This is a genomic window from Aeromicrobium sp. CnD17-E (assembly GCF_024124745.1).
GTDB lineage: Bacteria > Actinomycetota > Actinomycetes > Propionibacteriales > Nocardioidaceae > Aeromicrobium.
This window is the reverse complement of record NZ_JAMXRU010000002.1, coordinates 25,777-47,816: the sequence shown is the minus strand read 5'-3', so window position 1 is coordinate 47,816 and position 22,040 is coordinate 25,777. Positions and strand designations below refer to the sequence as shown.

The window sequence follows — 22,040 nt, the reverse complement described above, 5'->3', positions numbered from 1 at the left end:
CTCACGAGATGAAGGTTGCCGGGGAGACGCGGGGGACATGGACGAGGACGTCGAAGGCCGCTGGCATGTCGTCGACGGTGATGTAGTGACGGTCATCCCGCGTCGGTTCGTACATGCCCGAGACCAGCCGCACGTGGTGCGCCTTGGTGAGGAGATCACGGCCGTCGGCGCGCAGGTCGACCACCACCGACCCGCCGAAGCTGGCGGCGGCGACCTCCAGCGAGGCCTCGAGGCTGTCCGCTCGGGGCGGTGGGAGGTCGAGGTCGCGGATCCGGCCCTGGCCGAATGTGGTGAGCACGCAGCGGTAGTCGTCGAGCAGCACGTCGCGCAGCCTGGACCCGAACGCGGGTCCGGCGCCGGCGAGATGACCGATGCCGTCCCACACGACCGCCCGCCGACCGGTTCGCGTCAGGTGTCCGATCAGTTCCTCAGCCGCTCGCCGCTCGTCCTCGGACCCGTCGTGGCCCTGGCTGAGCGATGTGGCGTGGAACTCGACGATGCGGTCGAGTCGGAGCCGAGCCTCGGACAGGGCGGGGCGACCGGCGAGCGCGACCGCGGTGAGGTCGCGGGCCGCCCTGGCGAGCTCCACGAACGGCGGACCGTCCCAGCGCCCGTGGGCGCGCTCGACGTGCTCGCCCCCGCCGTGTGCGACCCGGATGGTCGTCAGCAGCTCGGAGACGGCTTCGGACTGGGGACGTCCTGACACGGCAGCGACGACCGCGTCGTAGTCGGCGACAGTCGCGGTCGGACGACGGATTCCACGGACCTCCAGCGCAACCGGTGGGTGGGCCCGTTGATGCTCTCGCAGACGGTGAATGGTGCGTGCGAGCGACATGGTCTGCCAGGGGCCCCACATCTCGTCCTGGATCGTCGAGAGGTCCTCGCCCGCCCTGTCGTGCACCCAGGCGTCCAGTCGCGCTCCGATGTCGGTGGTGTCCTGCAGGACGAACGTGCTGGTCCCGCGCTCGACCAACGCGGTGACGAGATCCGCCTGGATGTCGGCCACCTCCTGGGCTTCGCGGGTGGTGGGGGCCAGACCCACCACGGTGGCGTCGGCGAGGGAGGCGGCGAGGTCGTCGATGTCGAGGGGGCGGGCGGCTCGTGCGATCGCGCCGGTGAGTGCTTCGTCGCGGCTCATGCGAGCGCATCCTGACGCGCAATGCGCAGAGCCGCGCCGAGCACGGCGATCTCGCCGAGCATCGCGCGAAGTGCGTCGGCCTCGTCCTTCGCGGGGACGTAGCTTCCATCGTCGACGCGGTGGGCCGAGAGCGCGAGGGTGGTCGGCGCGACGTGCATGCGCAGCTCGGCCACGACAGGGCGGAGCGCCTCGACGGCCAGCAGACCGCCTGCCATCCCGTAGCCGACGAGCCCGACGGGCTTGCCGTGCCACTCGGCGTAGAGGTGGTCGAGGGCGTTCTTGAGGGCGGCGGGGAAGGACGCGTTGTACTCCGCCGCCACGAGCACGAAGGCATCGTAGGACGCGACCGTCTTCGACCAGGCGAGTGTGCTGGCCTGCTCGTACTCGCCGAAGGCGGCAGCTGTTGGCTCGGACAGCAGGGAGAGGTCGTGGTCGAGCAGGTCGATCGTGTGGAGCTGCAGCGTCGGTGCGGAGGTGTCGTCGGCCACCCAATGCGCGATGGCGGGCGAACGGCGCGTGGGCCGGGTGCTGCCGGCGATCACGCCCACCCGGAGGGTCTCGGAGGCGGTCCGGTCATCAGAAGAGTCCATGCCGTTGACGCTAGGACTTGAACATTAGTTGAAGTCAAGCGACGATCGAGAGGTGTCCTCCACCAGGCTCGAAGGACCGACGCTGACCGTCGGTGACGTCGCCGCTGCGTCGGGCGTGGCCGCGTCGGCGATCCGCTTCTACGAGCGCCAGGGCCTGCTCACCTCTCACCGCACGAGCGGCAATCAGCGCCGGTACGACGAGTTCGCCCCGTGCATGGTGCGGATCTGTCGTGTGGCGCAGCGTGTGGGCCTGACCGTCCAGGAGGTCGTCGCATTGTTCGACGCGCTGCCCGAGGAGCCGACGCTCGATGACTGGCAGGGGCTGACGGACTCGCTCGTCGCCGAGGCGGAGCGTCGCATCGCGGATCTGCGGCGCACGCTCGACGACCTCGCTTCCGACGGTCCGCTCTGCGCGGTGCCCGGGGTCGACGATGTCTGACCGTCGATCGCGAGACGACGCGGCAGCTCAGGGCGGGTCATGAACATCGAGGTGGTGCAGGGCGACATCACGGCTCAGGACGTCGACGCCGTGGTCAACGCGGCAAACCGTGCCATGCGGGGCGGGGGAGGGGTGGACGGCGCGATCCACCGCGCGGGCGGCCCGGAGGTGCTGGAAGACTGTCGTCGCCGCTTCCCGCGCGGCCTCGAGACGGGCCAGGCCGGCTGGACGACGGCCGGCCGCATGCCGGCGAGGTGGGTGATCCACGTCGTCGGACCGAACCACAACCGCGGCGAGCGCGACCGCACGCTCTTGACGTCCTGCTACGCCAACGCGCTGGCCGTGGCAGACGAGCTCGGCGCCACGTCGATTGCGTTCCCGCTGATCAGCGCGGGCTCCTACGGCTGGCCGTTCGACGACGCCGTCGCGGCCGCCGTCGACACCCTCCGCTCCACCATCACGCAGGTCGCGTCGGCCCGCCTCGTCGCCTACGACGCAAGCGCGCACGACGCGATCGCGCAGCGCCTCTCGGCCTGACCACCACCTAGGCTGGCCCCGCGCTCCCGTAGCCCAATGGCAGAGGCAGGCGGCTTAAACCCGCCCCAGTGTGGGTTCGACCCCCACCGGGAGCACTGCCAGCTCTACGTTGGTCGGCTCGGCGTCAGGTTGCAGCGGTGATCTCGACTGAAACTCGGTCCACTCGGGCCACCGATGCGCTCACCCCCTCGGCGAGGTTCGGGTCGAACAAGGCGAGGTTAATCCCATCGCTGACCGAACTGCGATAGATCACTCCTTGGTACCCCTGTTTCTTTATGAACTCGCACAAGTATTGGCTGGGGATGTACTCAAAGGGTGCACTTCGCGGCTGCACCGGTTTTGTCAACTCTTTTCCGAGCCGTTCGAGGAGGGGCAGTCCAGCAAGCAGCGCGGCCATCTGCTCGCGATTCTCGAGCAAGAAGGGGGACGCAGTCTTCCGCGGTTCGCGTAGGTCCAAAGCTCGGATTAGCGGGATTCTAAAGGTGGCTACGCATGCCAGTTCGCCAGTGTGAGGTCGAACTTCTGCCACTGCGGTCCGATCTGTGGATCCGAGATACAAATATCGGATTCCCGCGGGGTTCGCGCGTCCATGTCCGGCTAGATGAGCCGGAGGGGCACCCATCTCATCGAGACGGAGCGGTCCGGGGCCGGGGATTAGACGGGCGCGGTGCCACAGGTCGGAAATCTGAGCGAACTCTTCGGGAGGCGCGATCAACTGATCAAGCAACTCGCCAAGCCGCTCGAGATCGATGGGTTTGTCAAGAAACCACCGGTTCCGATGCATCATCTCGGCCCGAAGCTCATCCCAGCGTTGAGGCGTCTCATGAAGGGGGGGATCGGCAGGAGCGAACGCCTGTCGAACGATCTCACCGTCGTCGAGGATGTCCGCAAGGAGCTCTTTGGCGTGGGCTTCGTCCATCGCGGCATGGTCGAACAAGCGCCAGTCCTCGGATAGAAGTATCGCCAGCGACTTGCCCGCTTCGGCGGGACGGTAGCAGTCGAGCACCATTTCAAACCACTGACTCAATGCGGCGGGAGCAATTGTCGTCGCGTCAGCGGTGCCGCAATAATCACACACCCCACTGCGAGCTAAGCCTGTGCCGTCTGCGACAACCTTCGGGATGATGTGGCGGGTCAATCCACGATCACCGAAGCAATTGGCGCAACATTGCTTGCTACGCATCTCAAAGTCTTGCGTGATAGTCAGAAAGAGTCTCTAGGTGATGCTTGATCGAGAGTTTCTTGACGTATCCGAGGCCGGGGAAGTGTCCGCGCGAGTATAGGTCGCGAAATTCTGCGACGGCGCTGCTTTCAACAAGATTTGATTGGCCGGAGTTGAGTGCACTTATCAATTTTTCAAGGGCCTGTGCGAATTTCCCTGCTGGATCGGTCGGGGTATCGTTAGTATCGGAAATAAAGTGGTAGACGAACATTGCATTATCCTGCTCCGGATCGATGAATGTCAGATGGATGGCCACAGCGTAGGCCGGACCGCCGCCCTCGCTATAGTTGTCGCCCACTGTGAGAAAATCTCCGTAGCCGTCCATCCCTCGATCGATGTAGGTCACGTGAAGATCAGAGAAGGCGTCGATCGGCTGGTAGGCGGAGTTCTTCATCTGCAAGAAGCCGTCACCAATGAGGACTCGCGGCCTCTCCTGGAAGTGTCGTCGGTAGAGCATATTTGTGTGCGCATCCAAGAAAATGTTGCGGTGAGGTCCTTCGCTGGTACCTAGCGCCTCGGCAAGGGATCGTGACTCAGTGAACCCCGAATGGATCAGCGAGGTTCCCGAAAGCTGTGTGTCTCGAATTCTCGCTACGGCTTCAGTGATTGATGTCTCGCTCGTGAGCAGGATGCCGGGTCGGATCGCGTCGTTTCCGCGGTAATCTCGCTCAAGGAAGGCGGTGATGTTGTCCCCGCCTTCTCGGTGGTCGCCGTACCGCGGATTTATCACCACAACGGCTTGAGCTCCTGCTTTGGCTAGTGCGCTAAGTGCCTTCTCCAGTCCTCCGAGCGACTCGCGGACGGGCTCGATGATCGGGACAAAACCCGACTCTGCTATCAGAGTCGCGGACTCCCTGATTGCGATAAGCTCGAACTGCTTCCCTCGAAAATAGGGGTAGTACATCTATATCTCACTTCCAGGAAAGAGCCGTGTCAATCGGGGTGTTCATGGCCTCGACGATGAGACTCCGGCTCCTCGGGGTGGGTTGAATAGATAGAGAAGCTGCTCGAACCGAGGTAGGCAGTGCGGTAACGAACCCGCCGAGTACGGATTGAGAACGTGTTTGCCGTAGAACTTTCACCATCGCGTCATGGACAGCCTCTGAATTTAATTGGGAGTAGATCCGTCGGAGCTCGGCGCGCAAAAGAGTATTGGGGAGGGTGGGTGCTTCGCGGCCGACGAAGGCGAGAACCTTTTCAGCTTCGTCGAGGCGAAGCATCTCGAGAATCATCGTCGGATGGGTGCGGCCAGGCGTGTTGAGGGCTTCGCGCTCTGTCCGGAGCCTGAATCTTTCGGAAAGTGTAACGACGCCTACGTCGGCGGGTACGCTCTTAAGCACTTCCGTCAGTCGGGACTCGCTGGCGACCACGTTCACGGCCGCGAAGACTCTGCGGTAGGCGCTGACTTGATCCCGAAGCCGGACGAGGGAATCGCGTTCTGACTTGATCTCGTACGCTGTCGAGGTGCCATTCAAGACCACGACATCGGCTTTGCGCGGCCCGACCCGCACCTCGTTCAGCAGCGTCGCTGTGTTCAACGAATGGCGTCCCAGGAGGATCTTTTGAGTGATAGCCGATCTGTACACGTAGTCGTCGCGAAACTCTGGGCGGCGGAGCAAGCGGAACGCTTCGTCGAAGCAGTCGCCAACGGATGACTCGATTGACACGGAGGCCGGGATGCGTGTCTGCGACAGTAGGCGTGCGAAGAGTGGTGACCGCGCTTGCTTGGCGAAATCGCGGAACACGGTGGCTGAGAAGAGGCGACTGAGCGCAGACGCTTCGTGCCTGTCGAGCCGCACTCGCTCCACCCTCCCGTGTCCGCTGGTGGTCCTGCCGTCCAAGACGGTTCTTCAAGGTTATCGTGCCGCCCTCGAAGCCAACGCGTTTCAGGCGGCGGGTTTCCGTCGCGGCTGGGCGACCGCGCAGTCGTAGCGCTTGGGAGTGCGTGGAACGAGAGGCAGATGCGGCTCAGACTGACGACAAGACCACGTCGCGGATGGGGGTCAGGTTCGATGCGCGCTCCGAGAGGACTTCCCGGAAGGAGCGCTGGACTTTCGAGTCCGTGACGTGAGTCCGAAGCTTGGATTACCCAGACAGCCGTCTATCAGACCCCAACCCCCTCCGGCCCATCCGTCGCGAGCTCGTCGTGCTTGACGTTGAGCAGGATCCAGATGATGGCGGACGCGGTCCAGATCATGAAGGCGCCGACGAGGAACGCGTGCGTCGCGCCCTCGGTGAAGGCGGCCTGGCCGATGAGTGCGTTCAGGCGGTCGGCGGCGTCGGGCGACGGCGCGGCACCCGACCCGGAGGCGGTCTGGAGGGCGCCGCCGATCTCCTCGCCGCGGTTGGTGGAGAAGTGCAGGGCGACGGTCGAGAGGGCGGCCAGGCCGATGGCGCCGCCCACCTGTTGCATCGTGTTGAGCACGCCCGAGCCGATGCCGGACTCCTCCGAGGGGATGCCGTGCACGGCCACCAGGGTCATCGTCACGAACACCAGGCCCATGCCGAACGCCATCAGGATGATGAACGGCGCGATCGCGGTCCAGTAGTTCACGTCGTCGCTCAGCGACCCGCTGCCGCTGGCGATGCGCAGCAGGTGGGCGGGGCTGTCGTCGACGCTGATCCGCGAGAAGCCGAACAGGGCGATGCCGGCCAGGATCGTGCCGGTCCCGGCGATGAACCGCGGGTCCATGCGTGCGATCAGCTTCGACGAGAGGGTCGCGCCCATGACGATGCCGACCGTGAACGGCAGGAACGCGAAGCCGGTGTGCAGCGGGCTGTAGCCGAGCACGTTCTGGACGAACAGCGACAGGAAGAAGAACATCGCGAACATGGCCGCCGGGGTGATCATCATCGAGGCGAACGCGACCGACCGCGCGCGGCTGGCGAAGATGTTCAGGGGCAGCAGCGGGCTCTTGACCGAGCGCTCGATCACGATGAAGCCCACGAGCAGCACCGCCGAGACGACCAGCGGCACGATGGTCGAGGTGTCGCCCCAGCCGTAGCGCTCGTCGCCGGCCCGGGACAGGCCGAAGACCAGCGCGGCCAGGCCGAGGGTGCCGCTCAGGGCACCGGGGATGTCCAGCGGCAGGCGCTGCGGCTTGCTCTCGGGCAGGAACCGCGGCGCCAGGAACGCCGCCACCAGGCCGATCGGCACGTTGATGAGGAACGTGAGGCGCCAGCCCTCGAGGTTGCCCAGCTCCAGGCCGGTCAGCCAGCCGCCGAGGATCAGGCCGATCGCGGCGCCCACGCCCGACAGGGCGGCGTAGACGCTGAAGGCGCGGTTGCGCAGGGGGCCGGCCGGGAAGGTGGTGGTGATCAGCGCGAGGGCGGCGGGAGCGGCGAGGGCCGCGCCGATGCCCTGCAGACCGCGCGACGCGAGCAACATCGGCTCGTTCTGGGCCAGGCCGCCGAACGCCGAGGCGACGGCGAACACCACGAGGCCGGTCATGAAGATCCGGCGGCGACCGTAGAGGTCGGCCAGGCGGCCGCCGAGGAGCAGCAGGCCGCCGAACGCGAGGGCGTATCCCGTCACGATCCACTGCAGGTTCGCCTCGCCGATCTTCAGGTCGGTCGCGATGTACGGAAGCGCGATGTTGGCGATCGTCGCGTCGAGCACGACCATCAGCTGCGCGATGCAGATGATGACGAGCGCCCAGCCCAGCCGGCGGTTGGTCTCAGGCGTGAGGTCCTCCGGCTCGGTGAGGTGGCCCTCGGCGTCGGGGGTGGTGTCGGTCATGAGGGGTCCTTGGGGGTCTGGTCGGGGGAGTGGCGCAGGACGGCGGGGAGGATCACCTGGTCGATGACCGCGGCGACCCTCTCGGGGGTGGGCACTTCGCCCAGGACGAACTCGCGGTGCAGCACGATGCCGGCGAGGGCCGGCCCGACGATGTCGAGATCGACGTCGTCGCGGACCTCGCCGCGCTCGCGGGCACGGGCGAAGAGCACCTGGGTCGCCTCGACCTTCGGGCCGAGGATCCGGGTGCGGAAGCCGTCGGCGAACTCGTTGTCGCGCCCGAGGGCGGTGAGCACGGCGCTGAAGATCGCGATCTGACGCTCGTCGGTCAGGCCCCCGCGGCCGCAGTGCGAGGCGAGGAGGTCGCCCCGCAGGCTGCCGGTGTCGGGCACGGCGGCGAGCGGACCCTTCTGGGCGAGGACCGCCTCGAGGACGAGGCTGGCCTTGGTGTCCCAGCGGCGGTACAGCGTGGCCTTCGACGCCCGCGCGGCCGAGGCGACGGCGTCCATCGTCAGGCGGTCGTAGCCGACGTCGGCCAGGACGTCGAGCGCGGCCTCGAGGATCTCGTGCTCACGCTCGCCCTCCACGCGAGGACGGGCGGCTGCGGCTTCGGCCGGGGTCATGGGGCTCCTGGTGCACGACGAAAGAATGATGAAACGAAACGGTACCGTTCCATTTGATGGTACGGACATGTTTCGTCGCAGCGCAACCCCTGCGCGCCGAGGATCCTCGATGGGCTGCTCGGCGTCACCGCTGGTCGCGCGTCGGCTTCGTCCGTCGGGTCGCGGTGGCAGTGCGGGGATCGTCGGGCCACGCGTGCTTCGGGTACCGACCACGGAGGTCCGCGCGGACGCCCGGGTAGCCGTTGTCCCAGAAGGAGTCGAGGTCGGCGGTGACCGCAGCCGGGCGACGAGCGGGGGAGAGCAGGTGCAGCAGCACGGGGACCCTGCCGTCGGCCAGGGTCGGCGTCGCGGTCCAGCCGAAGACCTCCTGCAGCCGGACGGCCAGCACGGGCTGTTCCTGGGCGTAGTCGATCCTCACGCTCGATCCGCTGGGGACCTCCACCCGCTCGGGGGCCAGCTCGTCGAGTCGGCTCGCGTCGGGCCAGGGGAGGAGGGCGCGCAGGGCCGAGGTGACGTCGATGCGGCGGAGGTCCTGGGCGGAGCGGACGCGCGCCAGCTGCGGCCCGAGCCACGACTCCAGGGTCTCGGTCAGGGCGGCGTCGCCGACGTCGGGCCACGGGCCGCCGATGGCCCGGTGGAGGAAGTCGAGACGGGCGCGGAGGGCGGTGGCCGAGTCCGACCAGGGGAGCAGGTCGATGCCCTCGGTCTCCAACGCCTCCCGGATGGCTGCGGTCACCGCGTCGGCCGGCGGATCCGTGATCGGCACCGACGAGAGCTCGATCGCGCCGAGCAGCGTGCGGCGGCGCGCCCGCACCCGACCGTCGGTCCACGTTACCTCGTCGACCTCGGTCCACGACGACCCGGCGGCCTCCAGCGCGAGGTCCTCGGTGAGCGGCGCGGCCGAGCGGATGCGGGCCTCGCGCTCCCCGGACCGTCGGTCGGCGTCGGCGACAGCCAGCCACTCCAAGCCCGACAGCGGACTGGGGTCGCGGGGGTCGAAGGCAGCGCCGGTGCCGCCGGTCATCAGGTACGCCGATCCGCCCGCGCGCTTCCGCGCGATGCGGTCCGGGTGGGCGAGGGCGACGACCAGGCCGACGGCGACGTCGTCGGTGAGCGACCGCGCGCCGGTCGCCTCGTTCGCGTGCTCCTTCGCGATGGCCTCGAGCCGCTTCACCTGCTCGCGCCACGACCCCGACCGGTGGCCCGACCGCAGCGAGCGGAGCGCGGCGACGAGGTCGCCGCCTGGTGCGCGGACGTCCTCGCCCAGCATCGCCACCACCTCGGCCGAGCGCCGGGCCCCGACGAGCGCCGACCCGTCGATGAGCGCTCGGGCCAGGCGCGGGTCGACGGGCACGCCCGCCATCACGCGACCGCGGGCGGTCGCCCGTCCGTCGTCGGTGGTCGCGCCGAGCTCGAGCAGCGTCTGCCGTGCCGTGGCCAGGGCGTGCTCGGGCGGCTGGTCGAGCAGGGCCAGGTCGCGCACGTCGTCGTTGCCCCAGCAGGCCACCTCCAGCGCGAACGCGGTGAGGTCGGCGGTGGCGATCTCGGGCTCCGGGTGGTCGGCCAGGCGAGCGTGCTCCTCCTTCGACCAGCAGCGCAGCACGGCACCCGGTCCGAGACGTCCGGCGCGGCCCGCCCGCTGCTCCGCTGCCGCCTTGCTCACCGCGACCGTCACGAGCGACGACAGCCCGCGGCGGTGGTCGGTGCGCGGCTCCCGCGAGAAGCCGGCGTCGACGACGACCCGCACGCCCGGCACGGTCAGCGACGACTCCGCGACCGCCGTCGAGACGACGACCCGGCGACGTGGACCCTCGCTGAGCGCACGGTCCTGCTCCGCGCCCGGCAGGCGTCCGTGCAGGGGGTGCACGTCGGCGTCGACGTCGTGCAGCCGTCGCATGGTCGCGTCGACCTCCGCGACGCCCGGCACGAAGACGAGCACGTCGCCCTCGTGCTCGGCGAGCGCGCGGCGGACGGTCGCCGCAACGTGGTCGTGGAAGGCCGGGGTGATGCCGCGGTCGTCGGTGCGCCGCACGCCAGGAGGCGCCGGACACCACACTGACTGCACCGGATGCAGGGCGCCTGGGACGTCGACCACCGGCGCCGGCTCCTCGACCGAGGCCAGCAACCCTGCAGTTCGCTCCGCCTCGACGGTGGCTGACATCGCGACGAGGACGAGGTCGTCGCGCAGGTTGGCGCGCACGTCGACGAGCAGCGCGAGGGTCAGGTCGGCGTCGAGGTGCCGCTCGTGCACCTCGTCGAGCACGACCGCGCCGACGCCGGCCAGCTCGGGGTCGTGCTGGATGCGTCGCAGCAGGAGCCCGGTGGTGACGACCTCGACCCGCGTGCGCCGACTCGACTTCCGGTCACCGCGGACGGCGTACCCGACGGTCTCGCCGACCGGTTCGCCGAGCAGGTGCGCCAGACGTCGCGCGGCGGCGCGAGCGGCGATCCGGCTCGGCTGGGTGACGACCACGCGACCCTCCACGGCCACCGCGACCGCAGGCGGGACGAGCGTCGTCTTGCCGGTCCCGGGCGGAGCCTGGACCACCGCGACACCCCGACCTCGCACCGCCTCGTCCAGCGCAGCCAGCCCCGCGACGACCGGCAGGTCGGGCGGCGCGGCGAGGAGGGTGCGGAGCGGGTCGGGCACGTGTGCAGTGTGCCGGACGTCCCCCGCCTGCGGACCGTTCCGGGGCCTGGCAGCACTAGCGTGAGACCCGTGAGACGAGGTCGGTACATCCCGCCGATGGACCCGAGCGTCGGGCCGGTGGAGGAGCTGCTCGATGCGGCAGCGTCGCGGTCGACGGGCGAGGTGGAGTCGCGGGCGGGGCGTGTCGTGGCCCCGCACGCGCTCTGGCTGTGCGCCTGCGAGACCTTCGATGACGCTCCCACGTGGTTGATCTACGCCGTCGGCGACGACGGGGTCGGGTGGCAGCGCATCCCGGAGCAGGTGGACATCGAGGACGTGATCGACGCGGAGCACCTGACCGGCTGCCACCCCGATCCTGAGGGAGTGCTCAGGTGGCTCCGCGGCGAGCGACCCAGACCATGGCGCCGTGGTCCCGCCGACTTCCCGGAGGACTCGTATGTCTACGACGAGCTGAACCGCAGGATCTTCACCGGTGAGGTCTAGTTGACCGACCAGACGGCGCAGGTGTGCGGCGTGTCCGAGTGGGAGGCCCGCAGGTCGCCGGCCGCGATACTGGCCCGATGAAGCCCCAGAAGGTGCGCCGGCGTCTCGAGCAGGCCGTTGGCAGCGGACGCGCCGTGGACCTGGTGCGCGACAGTCTCGGCCAGGACGACAGGGGCTTCGTGCTGAGTCTCTCGGGAGGCTGGGTCGCCCTGCAGGTGCTCGCGGACGGTGTCTACGTCGACGGCGTGGTGCTGCTGCGGGTCCAGGACATCTCTGCCGTGCGGGACGCGCACAGCACCTACGTCGCGCGAGCGCTGGAGCGGCTCGAGCAAACTCTCGCGTCGTTCGCGATCCCGACCGGGGCCGACGCGCGAGACCTCCTGATCCTGGCCGCAGGGCTGCATCCCTTCAGCGCCTTCGCGGTCGAGGACGACGGCGACGAGGCGCTCATGATCGGCCGGCTCCTCAAGGCCGGCAGGAAGCAGGCGAGGCATCGTTTCATCGACGCCGACGGGACGTGGGCCGACGCCGACGACCGGTGGAAGTACGACGAGATCGTGAGCGTCTACATCGGCGGTCGTTACATCGACGCGCTCGCACGATTCGCAGATCCTGGTCCCGCCGACCTCGCCCCCTAGCCTGAGCGCATGCCCTCCCGTCGTCGCGTCTCGATGGACCCGAGCGTCGGGCCGGTGGAGGAGCTGCTCGACGCGGCAGCGTCGCGGTCGTCGGGCGAGGTCGAGCGACGGGCGGGGCGTGTCGTGGCGTCGCACGCGATCTGGCTCTGCCCCTGCGACACGGACGACGACGCGCCGACGTGGCTGGTCTACACCCGCGGCGGCGACGGCATCGGCTGGCTGCGGGTCGAGGACGGGATGGACCTCGGCGACGTCGTGGAGGCGCAGCGTCTCACCGGCTGCCACCTCGACCCGGGCGCGGTGCTGTCGTGGGTGCGCGGAGAGTGGTCGACGCCGTGGGGCGCAGGTCAGGGCGACGACCCGCTGCACTCGGACGTCTTCGACGAGCTGCAGCGCAGGATCCTCGCCTCCCAGGACGGCCCAGACGGCTGACCCTGCACCACCGATCCGTGCGCGCCGCGAGCGAATCAATCTGGATGAGCGCTGCTGCAAGCAATGATCAATCGTTCGAGGGAGCATCCGGCCTCGATCGTGGCGCGCGCCGGCGACGCGACCCCACCCTGGACCTCCGGGCGATCCCCGGACGCCGTCGCGGTACGCCACGTGGTCGTGGACGCGGGCCCAGAAGGCTCGCGGCGACCCGCTGGGCGACCGCCCGTCCTGCGACCGAGCGAGGCCCCGATGACCGAGCTGCTCCCTGCCCCCACGTCCGCCGACACCTCCGCGACCCTGCGGGAGGTGACCGAGCGCGTCCGCTGGATCGCCACGGCGATCGTCGACGCCGCCAACCACGGCCGGCCGAACACGTCGGGCGTGAAGGTCGGCGGGCACCAGGCGTCGAGCGCGTCGATGGTCGACATCATGACCGCCCTGTGGTTCTCCGAGCTGGAGCGGGACGACCGGGTGTCGGTCAAGCCGCACGCGTCGCCGGTGCTGCACGCCGTCAACTACCTGCTCGGCGACCTCGACGCCTCCTACCTCGGGCGGCTGCGCGAGAAGGGCGGCCTGCAGAGCTACCCCAGTCGGCTCAAGGACCCCGACACCGTCGACTTCTCCACCGGCTCCGTCGGCATCGGCGCGACGGCCGCGATCTGGGCCGCGCTCGCGCACCGCTACCTCGACTCGCGCGTCCCCGACGTCGCCCCCGCGGGACGGTTCATCAGCCTCGTCGGCGACGCGGAGCTCGACGAAGGTGCCGTGTGGGAGGCCGTCGCCGACCCTGCCGTCGCGGGGCTCGGCGAGGTGCTGTGGGTGGTCGACGTCAACCGCCAGTCGCTCGACCGTGTCGTGCCCGACGTTCAGGTCCACCGCCTCGAGGGGATGTTCGAGGCCGCGGGCTGGCAGGTGCTCACCCTGGCGTGGGGCCGGACGATCACGTCCCTCTTCGAGCGCCCCGGAGGCGCCGACCTGCGCCGCAGGCTCGAGTCGATGCCCAACGAGGAGTACCAGCGGATGCTGCGCGCCGACCCGGCCGAGCTGCCCGACCGCATCCTCGGCGACGACGCCAGCGCGGAGCTGACGGCGCTCGTCGGGTCGCTGTCCGTCGCGAACCTCGCCGAGGCCGTGCGCGACCTGGGCGGCCACGACCTCGACCTCCTCGTCGACACGTTCCGCCACGTCGACGCGCACCGACCGACGGTCGTCCTCGCCTACACGATCAAGGGCCGCGGGCTGCCGATCGAGGGCCACCCGGCCAACCACTCCGCTCTGCTCACCGAGGAGCAGATGGACGCCTACGCTGCGGAGGTCGGTGCCGACCGCGCCGACCCGTGGCGGGCGTTCGAGCCCGGCTCCGCCGCCGACCAGCTCTGCCACCGACGGGGTGAGGCGCTGCGCCGCGAGCCCGTCGCCACACCGACCGTCGACGCCCTGCCCGTGGCCCTGGGCCGGTCGCACCGCGCCCCGGTGTCGACGCAGGCCGCACTCGGCCGGTTCCTCGTCGACCTCACGCGCGAGGCGCCCCAGGTCGCGGGGAAGGTCGTCACCTGCAGCCCCGACGTCGCCTCGTCCACCAACCTCGGCGGCTGGATCAACAAGACCGGTGTCTGGTCGGCGCAGGACCGACGCGACTGGTTCGCCGACGACGCGCAGCGCACGCTGCGCTGGGCCGAGGGCACCGGAGGTCAGCACATCGAGCTCGGCATCGCCGAGGTCAACCTGGTGGGCCTGCTCGGCGAGCTCGGCACCACCTGGAGTCGGTGGGGTGAGCGGCTCATCCCGCTCGCGACGCTCTACGACCCCTTCGTCGCCCGGGCGCTCGAGCCGTGGTCGTACGGCATGTACGCCGGCGGCCAGTCGATCCTGGTCGGCACTCCCTCGGGTGTCACGCTCGCGCCCGAGGGTGGCGCGCACCAGTCGATCACCACCCCGTCGATCGGGCTCGAGCAGCCCGGCTGCGTCGCGTGGGAGCCCGCGTTCGCGCAGGACCTCGAGTGGTGCCTGCTCGCCGCGATGGGACAGGTCGGCAAGCCCGGCGGCTCGTCCGCGTACTTCCGGCTGTCCACCCGCCCGCTCGACCAAGCGGCTGCTCGCCTCCCCGACGACCCCGACCTGCTCGAGCGACGTCGACGGCACGCGGTCGCGGGCGGCTACCGGCTGGGCGACCCGGCGGGAGGCGACGACGTCACGCTCGTCGGCGTGGGCGCGATCATGCCCGAGGTGCTGGCCGCCGCCGACCGGCTCGCGTCCGTCGGTGTCCGGGCCGGCGTCGTGTGCCTGACCAGCCCCGACCTCGTCTACCGCTCCTTCGACGCGCGGGGTCGCGTCGGCGCTCACCACGCGAGCGACATCGCCGAGGTGCTGTTCCCGGCCGCCCACCCTGCCCCGCTCGTCACCGTGCTGGACGGCCACCCGCACACGCTGTCGTTCCTGGCGGGCCTGCGCGGCGACCGGCTGGTCGGGCTGGGCGTGCGCGAGTTCGGGCAGTCGAGCGACGTCGACGAGGCCTACCGCCTGCACGGCATCGACACCGCCTCCATCGTCGACGCCGCGCTGACCCTCGCCGGACGCTGAGCGGCCGCGGGCGCCGACACGGCTGGCCGGCGGCAGGGCTGCCCTACCCTGGGTGCTCCGACAGGGAGGTGCGTGATGCCGGAGTCCGGCGACGGGTCGCGGGCGACCCCACGGGCGGCACGTCTCGACGACGTCGACCGCCGGCTGCTCGACCTGCTGCGCCGCGACGCGAGGGCTCCTGTCAGCGAGCTGGCGCGCGCCGTCAACCTGTCGCCCGGGCCGGTCAGCCGCCGGATCGACCGCCTCGAGCGGATCGGCGTGATCCGGGGCTACGTGACCGTCATCGACGACCGGGCCGCCGGCGACCTCGACGCGTTCACCGAGATCCGGCTCACCGGCGACACCGAGACCGGCGAGCTCGAGCAGCTGCTGCGCGGGATCGAGGAGGTGCAGAACGTCTTCACCATCGCAGGCGACCCCGACGTGCTGGTGCGCCTGCGCGTGCACGACGTCGACCACCTGCAGCGGGTGGTCAACCGCATCCGCCGCACCGGACGCACGACGCACACGAAGACGCTCATCGTCATGCGCGACTGGGCGCGCGGCGAGGACCTCGACGACTGACCGGGGGAGACGTCAGGCCGGCGGCTCGGGCAGGGCGTCGAGGCTGGTCAGCAGCACGTCGACCGCCCACGTGGTGAGCGTGGCGACGTCGAGGGTGTCGTCGGCCGCCACCTCCTCGGCGCACGTGTCGAGCACGGCCACCCAGCTGCTCATCGCCACCCGGTGCAGCGGCGTGAGCGGCTGCGGCAGGCCGACGATCCCGGCCACGGTGGCCGCGCCCTCCAGGCGCGCCTCGCGCAGCAGCTGCCGCACCTCCGGCTGCGCCGCGGCGGCGCCGTGCAGGAGCGCGAGGTACCCCTCGCGGAACGTGGCGAGGAACTCCAGGTGGCGCCCGACGAAGCCCTCGAGCCGCTCCCGGACGGTGGTCTCGTCGGGGCGAGGCGCCTGGTGCGCGCTCACCTCGGCGAGCACCTGCCTCAGCGCCTCGGCCGCGATCCCGCGTTTCCCGCCGAAGTAGTACGACACGAGCCCGTGCGCCACGCCTGCGCGCGCGGCGACGTCGCCGACGCCCACGTCGTCGTAGCCACGCTCGACGAACAGGGCGATGGCGGCGTCGAGGAGTGCCTGCCGTCGGTCCACGCGGGGTGGTCGCGGCGTCCGTCCCTGGTCCTGCGTCGTCACGGCATCACCCTAGGTCACGTGGCGTGTTCTTGACGACTGGTCAAGTTCTTGACTGACGATCAAACTCCGGCGTACGGTCGACGGCAGACCCGCCGACGAAGGAGCACCTGTGGCGACCAACCTGCTGCGATACCGGACCGCCGCGTCCGCAGACCCGGCCTGGGGCGTGCTCGGTGTCGACGGGTTCGTCGCTCCGCTCGACGGTGCCTACGCCACCACCGGCCACCTCGTCGAGCACGGCGAGGACGACTGGCGGGCCCGCGTCGGCGAGTCCGGCTCGGTCGCGCTCGACGACGTCGAGGTGCTCTCGCCGGTCACCACGCCGTGCCGCGTGATGTGCCAGGGCGTGAACTACCGCGAGCACGCGATCGAGTCGGGGATGGACCCCGACGCCCTCGACTTCAACCTGTTCTTCGACAAGACCGACGCGTCGGTCACCGGACCGTTCGACGACGTCGTGCGGCCGGCCCACGTGCGCCTGCTCGACTACGAGATCGAGCTGGCCCTGGTGCTGCGCAGCCGTGTGCGCGGCCCGGTCACCGTCACGCGCGAGAACCTCGCCGACCACGTCTTCGCCGTCACCGTGGCCAACGACCTCTCCGCCCGCGACGTGCAGCTGCCGCAGGGCCAGTTCCTCAAGGGCAAGAGCTACCGGGGCTTCTGCCCGGTGGGCCCCTTCCTCACCGTCCTGGAGCGGGACGAGATGGGTCTCGTCGAGGAGCTCGACCTGACGCTCGCGGTCAACGGCCAGGTGCGCCAGCACGACAACACCCGCCACCTGCTCCACAAGCCGGCCGAGACCCTCACCGAGCTGAGCACCTTCTGCGACCTCGATCCCGGCGACCTCCTGCTCACCGGCACGCCGTCCGGGATCACGGCCGGGTCGCCGCCAGCGGTCGTGCGCCGTCTGGCCACCGCGATCCTCGGCGAACGTCGGCTCTGGCAGGCGTTCGTGCGGACCAACCTGAAGAAGCCGTACCTGGCGCCGGGTGACGTCGTCACGGCGTCCATCAGCCACCCGCGGGGCGCCGCCGACCTCGGCACCCAGCGCACCACCATCGTCGCCCCGCGCGACGTCTGACGCCCCCGAGAGGACGACCATGGCACAGCAGGACGAGCGCACCGCCGAGCGCACCCCCGGTCCCTGGGACGAGGCACCCGACTTCCTCGCCCACTGGGTGGTCAAGACGGCGCGGCGTCGCGAGATGACCGAGTGGTACGCCACTGTCTTCGGCGCGCGCGTCGTGCACGAGGACTCCGAGCTCACGTTCCTGAGCTGGGACCACGAGCACCACCGGCTGGCGCTGATCGGCGTGCCCGGCTTCGTGCGGTTCCTGTTCCCGTTCGCGCGGTACCGCCGCAAGATCTACGGCGTCGACCACCTCGCCGTGCAGTTCCTCTCCATCGAGAAGCTGCTCGACACCTACGAGCGGCTGAAGGGTCGCGGGATCGACCCGGTCTGGGCCATCAACCACGGACCGACCACGTCGCTGTACTACGAGGACCCCGACGGCATCCGTCTGGAGTTCCAGGTCGACAACTTCCCGACCATCGAGGAGACGGCGGCCTTCTTCGGCACCGAGGCGTTCGAGAAGAACCCGATCGGCACAATGTTCGACCCCGACTACCTGCTCGCCCGGCTGCGCCGGGGCGACGACCCTGCCGACCTCCTGGTGCCGGGAGCAGGCACCCCGCCCGGGCAGAAGCCGCGGACCAACAAGAAGACGATCACGTGGAAGACGCTCTGACGGTGCCCGGCCCGCCCGTGACGATCGTCGGTGCGGGCGCGGCCGGCTCGACCCTCGCTCTCCTGCTGGCCAGCCGCGGCATCGCCACCACCGTCCTCGAGCGACGACGTCAGCCCCTGACGCATCCTGCGGCCCACGTCGTGAACGCGACGTCGCTGGAGATCTGGGAGAAGGCCGACCCGCTGCTCGCGTCGACGGTGGCCGCCCTGAGCCCGCCGTTGTCGGAGCTGGGCACGATCCGGTGGGCGTCGGACCTGCACGACCCGATCGCCGACCTGAACTTCCTCGAGGAGGCCGACGAGGTGGCCGCGGTGCGGACGTACAGCCCGTACCTGCGTTCCCACGTGGGCCAGCACCAGCTGATGCGCGAGCTGTGGGCCGCGCTCGACCGTGCACCGCTCGTGACGTTCGTGCGCGGCGTGGAGGTCGAGGACCTGACCGTCCTGCCCGACGGCACGCAGCGCGTCGGGCTGACGTCCGAGCTCGGTCGTGAGGACGTCGACAGCGCGTTCGTCGTGGCGGCCGACGGCGCCAACAGCCGACTCCGCGACGTCGCCCGCCTGCGGCTCGAGGGCCCCGTGCTCGCGCGCATGGGCAGCGCGTTCTTCCGCGCCCCAGGTCTCTACCCGGCCGGCGCGACGCGACCGCTGCTCACCTGGATCTACCGGCCCGACTTCGTCGGCGTGATGATCGCCCACGCCGACGACTGCTACGTCCTCATGACGGTCTACCTGCACCCGGGGCAGGAGGTCGCGCAGTCGAGCCGGACCTACTGGGAGCGGATGGTGCCCACCGTCCTCGGCCGCGACCACGACGTCGAGATCCGCTCGACCGGCACGTGGGAGATGACCTCGCAGGTCGCCACGTCGTTCCGTCGAGGTCGTCTGCTCCTCGTCGGCGACGCGGCGCACCGCTTCCCGCACACGGGCGGCTTCGGGCTCAACAGCGGCGTGCAGGACGCCGACAACCTGGCCTGGAAGCTCGACGCCGTGCTGAGCGGCGAGGCGAGCACGTCGCTGCTCGACACCTACGAGCAGGAGCGGCGCCCGGTCGTGGAGCGCTTCGCGGAGTACAGCGTCGCGAACCACCTGCGCCTCGACGAGGTCACGAAGGTCGTGGGGGTCACCAACCGGTCGTTGCGGCAGGCCACACGCGCCGTCAGCAGCCCGCCGCTCTCGTGGCTCCCGGCCCGCGTCCTGGCGCCTCTCGCCGAGCGCGCCACCCGCCTGCAGCTCGGGCGCACCGCTGCCCTCCGGGGCACCACGGCGGCGGGGGAGCGCGCCCGACAGCACGTCGTCGACACCGTGCCGGGCCAGATCGAGCACTTCGTGGCCACCGGGCTGGAGTTCGGCTACGCCTACGCTGGCCGGCTGGTGGACCGCGAGCCCGGAGCCCAACCCGTGGTCGACGAGGGTGTCCTGCGGCACCGACCCACCACCTGGCCCGGCTGCAGGCTGCCGCACCTGCCGCTCGACGACGGACGCTCCGTCCACGCGCTCGTCGAGGACCGCGGCCTCACCCTGCTGACGTTCGACCCCGACGGGTGGGAGTCGTGGGTCGAGGCGTCGGCGGAGCGACTGCCCCTCCCGGTGGCCGTGCGGGAGGTGCGCCCGGCCGGCCCGCGACCCGACGCGGTCCGGCTCCTCGAGGTGGGGGAGCGCGGTGCCGTGGTGGTGCGTCCCGACGGGCACGTCGTCTGGCGCTCGGGCGAGCCGCCGCTGCAGTCGGGCGTGAGGCTGGCGCTGTTCCTGCACCGGTCGTGGGGACCCCTCTGGGCGGGGGCCGGGGTGCACGCCGGGTCGGCCCGCTGACCTCGGAGGACGCGAGGGCGGTGCGCGGCGGGAGCCGTCGTTCCGCCAGAATCCCCCCATGCCCCTGAACTGGACCCTGCACCACGATGGCAAGACGATCCCCGACGGCGAGATCGTCCGGCCGGGCGAGCGGCTGACGTGGCCGCGGACCATCGGGCTCGGTGCGCAGCACGTGGTGGCGATGTTCGGCGCGACGTTCCTGGTGCCGACGATCACCGGGTTCCCGGTCACGGCCACGCTGTTCTTCTCCGGCCTCGGCACGATCCTGTTCCTCGTCCTCACGCAGAACCGGCTGCCCAGCTACCTCGGGTCGTCGTTCGCCTTCCTCGCGCCCATCGGTGCGGTCGCCGCGTCGGGTGCGTCGATCGAGGTGGCCATGTCCGGGATCCTCGTCACGGGCGTGCTCCTCGCCGTGGTCGGCGCGATCGTCGTCCGGACCGGCATCGGCTGGATCAACGCCCTCATGCCGCCCGTCGTGGCGGGCTCCATCGTGGCGCTCATCGGCTTCAACCTCGCGCCCACGGCCGTCACGAACGCGAAGGCCGGGCCCTGGATGGCGGTCGTCACCCTCGTCGTCCTGGTGCTCACCGTCGTCGTGTTCAAGGGGCTCGTCGGGCGGCTGTCGATCATCGTCGGCGTGCTCGCCGGCTACGTCTACGCGGCCGTCACCGGCGCGCTCGACTTTGAGCCCGTCCGCGACGCGAAGCTGTTCGGGCTTCCCGACTTCAGCACCCCCGAGGTCAGCTGGGTCTTCATCCCCGCGTTCCTGCCCGTGGTGCTCGTGCTGATCGCGGAGAACGTCGGCCACGTGCGCAGCGTCGCGCAGCTGACCGGCGACGACACGATCAACGAGCGCACCGGTCGCGCACTGCTGGCCGACGGCATCGCCACCACCATCGCCGGCGCCGGGGGCGGCTCGGGCACGACGACCTACGGCGAGAACATCGGCGTCATGGCCGCCACGCGCGTCTACTCCACCGCGGCCTACTGGGTGGCCGGCGCCATCGCGATCCTGCTGTCGTTCTCGCCGAAGATCGGGGCGCTGATCAACACGATCCCCACGGGCGTGCTCGGCGGCGTCACCATCGCCCTCTACGGCCTCATCGGCATCGTCGGCATCAAGATCTGGATCGACAACCACGTCGACTTCTCGGTCCCGGTGAACCAGCTCACCGCCGGCATCGCCCTCGTCATCGGCATCGGCAACCCCGAGCTCAAGGTCGGCGACATGGTGTTCAACGGCATCGCCCTCGGCACCATCGCCGCGCTCGTCGTGTTCCACGTGATGACCTTCGTCGAGAAGCGGCGTCGTCGGGCCTGACGCCTGGTTCGCAGTCGCGTCGCAGCGGTCTCGCAGCCACCGCGACGAACCTCTGCTGGGTGGACGGACGGACCGGCCACGCGAAGGAGGACCGATGTCCACGTCCCGACAGAAGCTGCTCACGACCCTCGCGGCGGTCGTCGCGCCGCTGGCCCTGGTGGCCGGCCCGGCCGCGTCGTCGCAGGCCGCCGAGCCTGACGCCGCCGGCGGCCGGTGGGTCACGGTGAAGCCCGGCTACGACCCGAGCCAGATCGGCCCCGGAGACAACCGGGTCACCCGGGGTGGGATCGACGGGCTCGGCAGCAACCGGTCGACCTACTGCGCCGGCAAGACACAGCCCGGCACGATCCGGCTCAAGAACTACCTGCAGCACTACTTCCCGACCACCCGCGCCAGCGGTCTCTACGACTGCCGCAAGATCGCCAACAGCAACGAGTGGAGCCTCCACGCCGAAGGCCGCGCGGTCGACCACTTCGTCAACGTGAACAACGCGGCGCAGAAGAAGGCCGGCGACGCGATCTTCTACGCCTTCACGAAGAAGGACAAGAACGCGGTGCCCGCCGGCCTGGCGCAACGGTGGGGCGTGCAGGAGATCATCTGGAACTGCAAGATCTGGACGGCGGCCCGCGCCGACGAGGGTGTGCGCTCCTACGGACCGTGCAGCACCAGCTCGAGCCCCACGATCCGCCACGAGGACCACGTGCACATCGCCCAGCACCGCAAGGGTGCTGCCGAGGGCACGACGGCCTACACCGGCTACCAGGTGTGGCTGCCCGACGCCGTGTAGGACGGGTCTGACCGGAGGGCGTCGACGTCGTCCTCAGGGAGCCTCAGCGGTGGCTGGCGCGCGTCATCGAGCCTGCGTGACGCGCGCCAGCCACCGCCGCGACGCGCCCCGCGACCTCTC

21 protein-coding genes and 1 tRNA gene are annotated in these 22,040 nt (G+C 70.2%); 13 read left to right on the top strand and 9 right to left on the bottom strand.

Annotated features, from left to right (window positions below; all coding sequences use genetic code 11):
• Position 1 precedes the first annotated feature (1 nt).
• Both NH339_RS01185 and NH339_RS01180 read right to left on the bottom strand, forming a co-directional pair.
• Complete coding sequence (locus NH339_RS01185; protein WP_253021649.1) at positions 2-1,138, bottom strand: erythromycin esterase family protein; 1,137 nt, start codon at positions 1,136-1,138, stop codon at positions 2-4.
• Positions 1,135-1,728, bottom strand: a complete 594-nt coding sequence (locus NH339_RS01180) for an NADPH-dependent FMN reductase (protein WP_253021647.1) — start codon at positions 1,726-1,728, stop codon at positions 1,135-1,137. The genes NH339_RS01185 and NH339_RS01180 overlap by 4 nt, the downstream gene beginning before the upstream one ends.
• A 52-nt stretch (positions 1,729-1,780) precedes the next feature.
• Here NH339_RS01180 and NH339_RS01175 point away from each other — a divergent pair, with 52 nt between their 5' ends.
• The 3 genes from NH339_RS01175 (at position 1,781) to NH339_RS01165 (ending at position 2,799) form a co-directional block, all read left to right on the top strand.
• Positions 1,781-2,167: a MerR family DNA-binding transcriptional regulator gene (locus NH339_RS01175; RefSeq protein WP_253021645.1), complete on the top strand. Its 387-nt coding sequence runs from the start codon at positions 1,781-1,783 to the stop codon at positions 2,165-2,167.
• A gap of 39 nt (positions 2,168-2,206) precedes the next feature.
• Complete coding sequence (locus NH339_RS01170) at positions 2,207-2,704, top strand: O-acetyl-ADP-ribose deacetylase (protein WP_253021643.1); 498 nt, start codon at positions 2,207-2,209, stop codon at positions 2,702-2,704.
• A gap of 22 nt (positions 2,705-2,726) precedes the next feature.
• Positions 2,727-2,799 (top strand) — tRNA-Leu (locus NH339_RS01165).
• Positions 2,800-2,828: 29 nt separating this feature from the next.
• On the opposite strand, the gene NH339_RS01160 is transcribed toward NH339_RS01165, so the two are convergent.
• From NH339_RS01160 to hrpB, 6 genes are all read right to left on the bottom strand, one after another.
• On the bottom strand, positions 2,829-3,887 hold the full coding sequence (locus NH339_RS01160; RefSeq protein WP_253021641.1) for an RES family NAD+ phosphorylase: 1,059 nt from the start codon (positions 3,885-3,887) through the stop codon (positions 2,829-2,831).
• Position 3,888: 1 nt separating this feature from the next.
• Positions 3,889-4,830 carry a sce7725 family protein gene (locus NH339_RS01155; RefSeq protein ID WP_253021639.1) on the bottom strand — a complete coding sequence of 314 codons (942 nt, stop codon included), beginning with the start codon at positions 4,828-4,830 and terminating at the stop codon, positions 3,889-3,891.
• Between the two features lie 7 nt (positions 4,831-4,837).
• A complete protein-coding gene (locus NH339_RS01150) occupies positions 4,838-5,725 on the bottom strand; it encodes a sce7726 family protein (RefSeq protein WP_253021637.1) in 888 nt (295 codons plus the stop codon).
• A gap of 305 nt (positions 5,726-6,030) precedes the next feature.
• Positions 6,031-7,665, bottom strand: coding sequence for an MFS transporter (locus NH339_RS01145; protein WP_253021635.1), 1,635 nt, complete (start codon positions 7,663-7,665; stop codon positions 6,031-6,033).
• Positions 7,662-8,285: a TetR/AcrR family transcriptional regulator gene (locus NH339_RS01140; protein WP_253021633.1), complete on the bottom strand. Its 624-nt coding sequence runs from the start codon at positions 8,283-8,285 to the stop codon at positions 7,662-7,664. The genes NH339_RS01145 and NH339_RS01140 overlap by 4 nt, the downstream gene beginning before the upstream one ends.
• A 124-nt stretch (positions 8,286-8,409) precedes the next feature.
• Positions 8,410-10,935, bottom strand: a complete 2,526-nt coding sequence (hrpB, locus tag NH339_RS01135) for an ATP-dependent helicase HrpB (protein WP_253021631.1) — start codon at positions 10,933-10,935, stop codon at positions 8,410-8,412.
• Between the two features lie 69 nt (positions 10,936-11,004).
• Between hrpB and NH339_RS01130 the strand changes: the two genes are divergently transcribed.
• The 5 genes from NH339_RS01130 to NH339_RS01110 all read left to right on the top strand — a co-directional run bounded on the left by NH339_RS01130 (position 11,005) and on the right by NH339_RS01110 (position 15,632).
• Complete coding sequence (locus tag NH339_RS01130) at positions 11,005-11,418, top strand: hypothetical protein (protein WP_253021629.1); 414 nt, start codon at positions 11,005-11,007, stop codon at positions 11,416-11,418.
• Between the two features lie 77 nt (positions 11,419-11,495).
• Positions 11,496-12,056: a hypothetical protein gene (locus tag NH339_RS01125; protein WP_253021627.1), complete on the top strand. Its 561-nt coding sequence runs from the start codon at positions 11,496-11,498 to the stop codon at positions 12,054-12,056.
• Between the two features lie 9 nt (positions 12,057-12,065).
• On the top strand, positions 12,066-12,488 hold the full coding sequence (locus NH339_RS01120) for a hypothetical protein (protein ID WP_253021626.1): 423 nt from the start codon (positions 12,066-12,068) through the stop codon (positions 12,486-12,488).
• 249 nt (positions 12,489-12,737) lie between these two features.
• Positions 12,738-15,068, top strand: a complete 2,331-nt coding sequence (locus NH339_RS01115; protein ID WP_253021624.1) for a pyruvate dehydrogenase — start codon at positions 12,738-12,740, stop codon at positions 15,066-15,068.
• 75 nt (positions 15,069-15,143) lie between these two features.
• Entirely contained in the window at positions 15,144-15,632 is a 489-nt protein-coding gene (locus NH339_RS01110) for an Lrp/AsnC family transcriptional regulator (protein ID WP_253021622.1), read from the top strand.
• Between the two features lie 12 nt (positions 15,633-15,644).
• Here NH339_RS01110 and NH339_RS01105 read toward each other — a convergent pair whose 3' ends face one another.
• Positions 15,645-16,253: a TetR/AcrR family transcriptional regulator gene (locus NH339_RS01105; RefSeq protein ID WP_253021620.1), complete on the bottom strand. Its 609-nt coding sequence runs from the start codon at positions 16,251-16,253 to the stop codon at positions 15,645-15,647.
• Positions 16,254-16,362: 109 nt separating this feature from the next.
• On the opposite strand from NH339_RS01105, the gene NH339_RS01100 reads away from it, so the two are divergent.
• The 5 genes from NH339_RS01100 (at position 16,363) to NH339_RS01080 (ending at position 21,920) form a co-directional block, all read left to right on the top strand.
• Positions 16,363-17,334 (top strand): fumarylacetoacetate hydrolase family protein, encoded by a 972-nt coding sequence (locus NH339_RS01100; RefSeq protein WP_253021618.1) that lies wholly within the window; start codon positions 16,363-16,365, stop codon positions 17,332-17,334.
• Between the two features lie 19 nt (positions 17,335-17,353).
• Complete coding sequence (locus NH339_RS01095; RefSeq protein ID WP_253021616.1) at positions 17,354-18,001, top strand: VOC family protein; 648 nt, start codon at positions 17,354-17,356, stop codon at positions 17,999-18,001.
• Between the two features lie 2 nt (positions 18,002-18,003).
• On the top strand, positions 18,004-19,812 hold the full coding sequence (locus NH339_RS01090; protein ID WP_253021614.1) for an FAD-dependent monooxygenase: 1,809 nt from the start codon (positions 18,004-18,006) through the stop codon (positions 19,810-19,812).
• Positions 19,813-19,870: 58 nt separating this feature from the next.
• Positions 19,871-21,133: a uracil-xanthine permease family protein gene (locus NH339_RS01085; protein ID WP_253021612.1), complete on the top strand. Its 1,263-nt coding sequence runs from the start codon at positions 19,871-19,873 to the stop codon at positions 21,131-21,133.
• 94 nt (positions 21,134-21,227) lie between these two features.
• Positions 21,228-21,920 carry a hypothetical protein gene (locus tag NH339_RS01080; RefSeq protein WP_253021610.1) on the top strand — a complete coding sequence of 231 codons (693 nt, stop codon included), beginning with the start codon at positions 21,228-21,230 and terminating at the stop codon, positions 21,918-21,920.
• Positions 21,921-22,040: the final 120 nt, after the last annotated feature.

What these genes read in the sequence shown, in the direction of transcription:
- NH339_RS01140 (WP_253021633.1), bottom strand. Translation starts at nt 8,285, where the DNA reads ATGACCCCGGCCGAAGCCGCAGCCGCCCGTCCTCGCGTGGAGGGCGAG.
- NH339_RS01080 (WP_253021610.1), top strand. Translation starts at nt 21,228, where the DNA reads ATGTCCACGTCCCGACAGAAGCTGCTCACGACCCTCGCGGCGGTCGTC.
- NH339_RS01145 (WP_253021635.1), bottom strand. Translation starts at nt 7,665, where the DNA reads ATGACCGACACCACCCCCGACGCCGAGGGCCACCTCACCGAGCCGGAG.
- NH339_RS01160 (WP_253021641.1), bottom strand. Translation starts at nt 3,887, where the DNA reads ATGCGTAGCAAGCAATGTTGCGCCAATTGCTTCGGTGATCGTGGATTG.
- NH339_RS01185 (WP_253021649.1), bottom strand. Translation starts at nt 1,138, where the DNA reads ATGAGCCGCGACGAAGCACTCACCGGCGCGATCGCACGAGCCGCCCGC.
- NH339_RS01155 (WP_253021639.1), bottom strand. Translation starts at nt 4,830, where the DNA reads ATGTACTACCCCTATTTTCGAGGGAAGCAGTTCGAGCTTATCGCAATC.
- NH339_RS01120 (WP_253021626.1), top strand. Translation starts at nt 12,066, where the DNA reads ATGCCCTCCCGTCGTCGCGTCTCGATGGACCCGAGCGTCGGGCCGGTG.
- NH339_RS01125 (WP_253021627.1), top strand. Translation starts at nt 11,496, where the DNA reads ATGAAGCCCCAGAAGGTGCGCCGGCGTCTCGAGCAGGCCGTTGGCAGC.
- NH339_RS01085 (WP_253021612.1), top strand. Translation starts at nt 19,871, where the DNA reads ATGCCCCTGAACTGGACCCTGCACCACGATGGCAAGACGATCCCCGAC.
- NH339_RS01095 (WP_253021616.1), top strand. Translation starts at nt 17,354, where the DNA reads ATGGCACAGCAGGACGAGCGCACCGCCGAGCGCACCCCCGGTCCCTGG.
- NH339_RS01180 (WP_253021647.1), bottom strand. Translation starts at nt 1,728, where the DNA reads ATGGACTCTTCTGATGACCGGACCGCCTCCGAGACCCTCCGGGTGGGC.
- NH339_RS01170 (WP_253021643.1), top strand. Translation starts at nt 2,207, where the DNA reads ATGAACATCGAGGTGGTGCAGGGCGACATCACGGCTCAGGACGTCGAC.
- NH339_RS01115 (WP_253021624.1), top strand. Translation starts at nt 12,738, where the DNA reads ATGACCGAGCTGCTCCCTGCCCCCACGTCCGCCGACACCTCCGCGACC.
- NH339_RS01110 (WP_253021622.1), top strand. Translation starts at nt 15,144, where the DNA reads ATGCCGGAGTCCGGCGACGGGTCGCGGGCGACCCCACGGGCGGCACGT.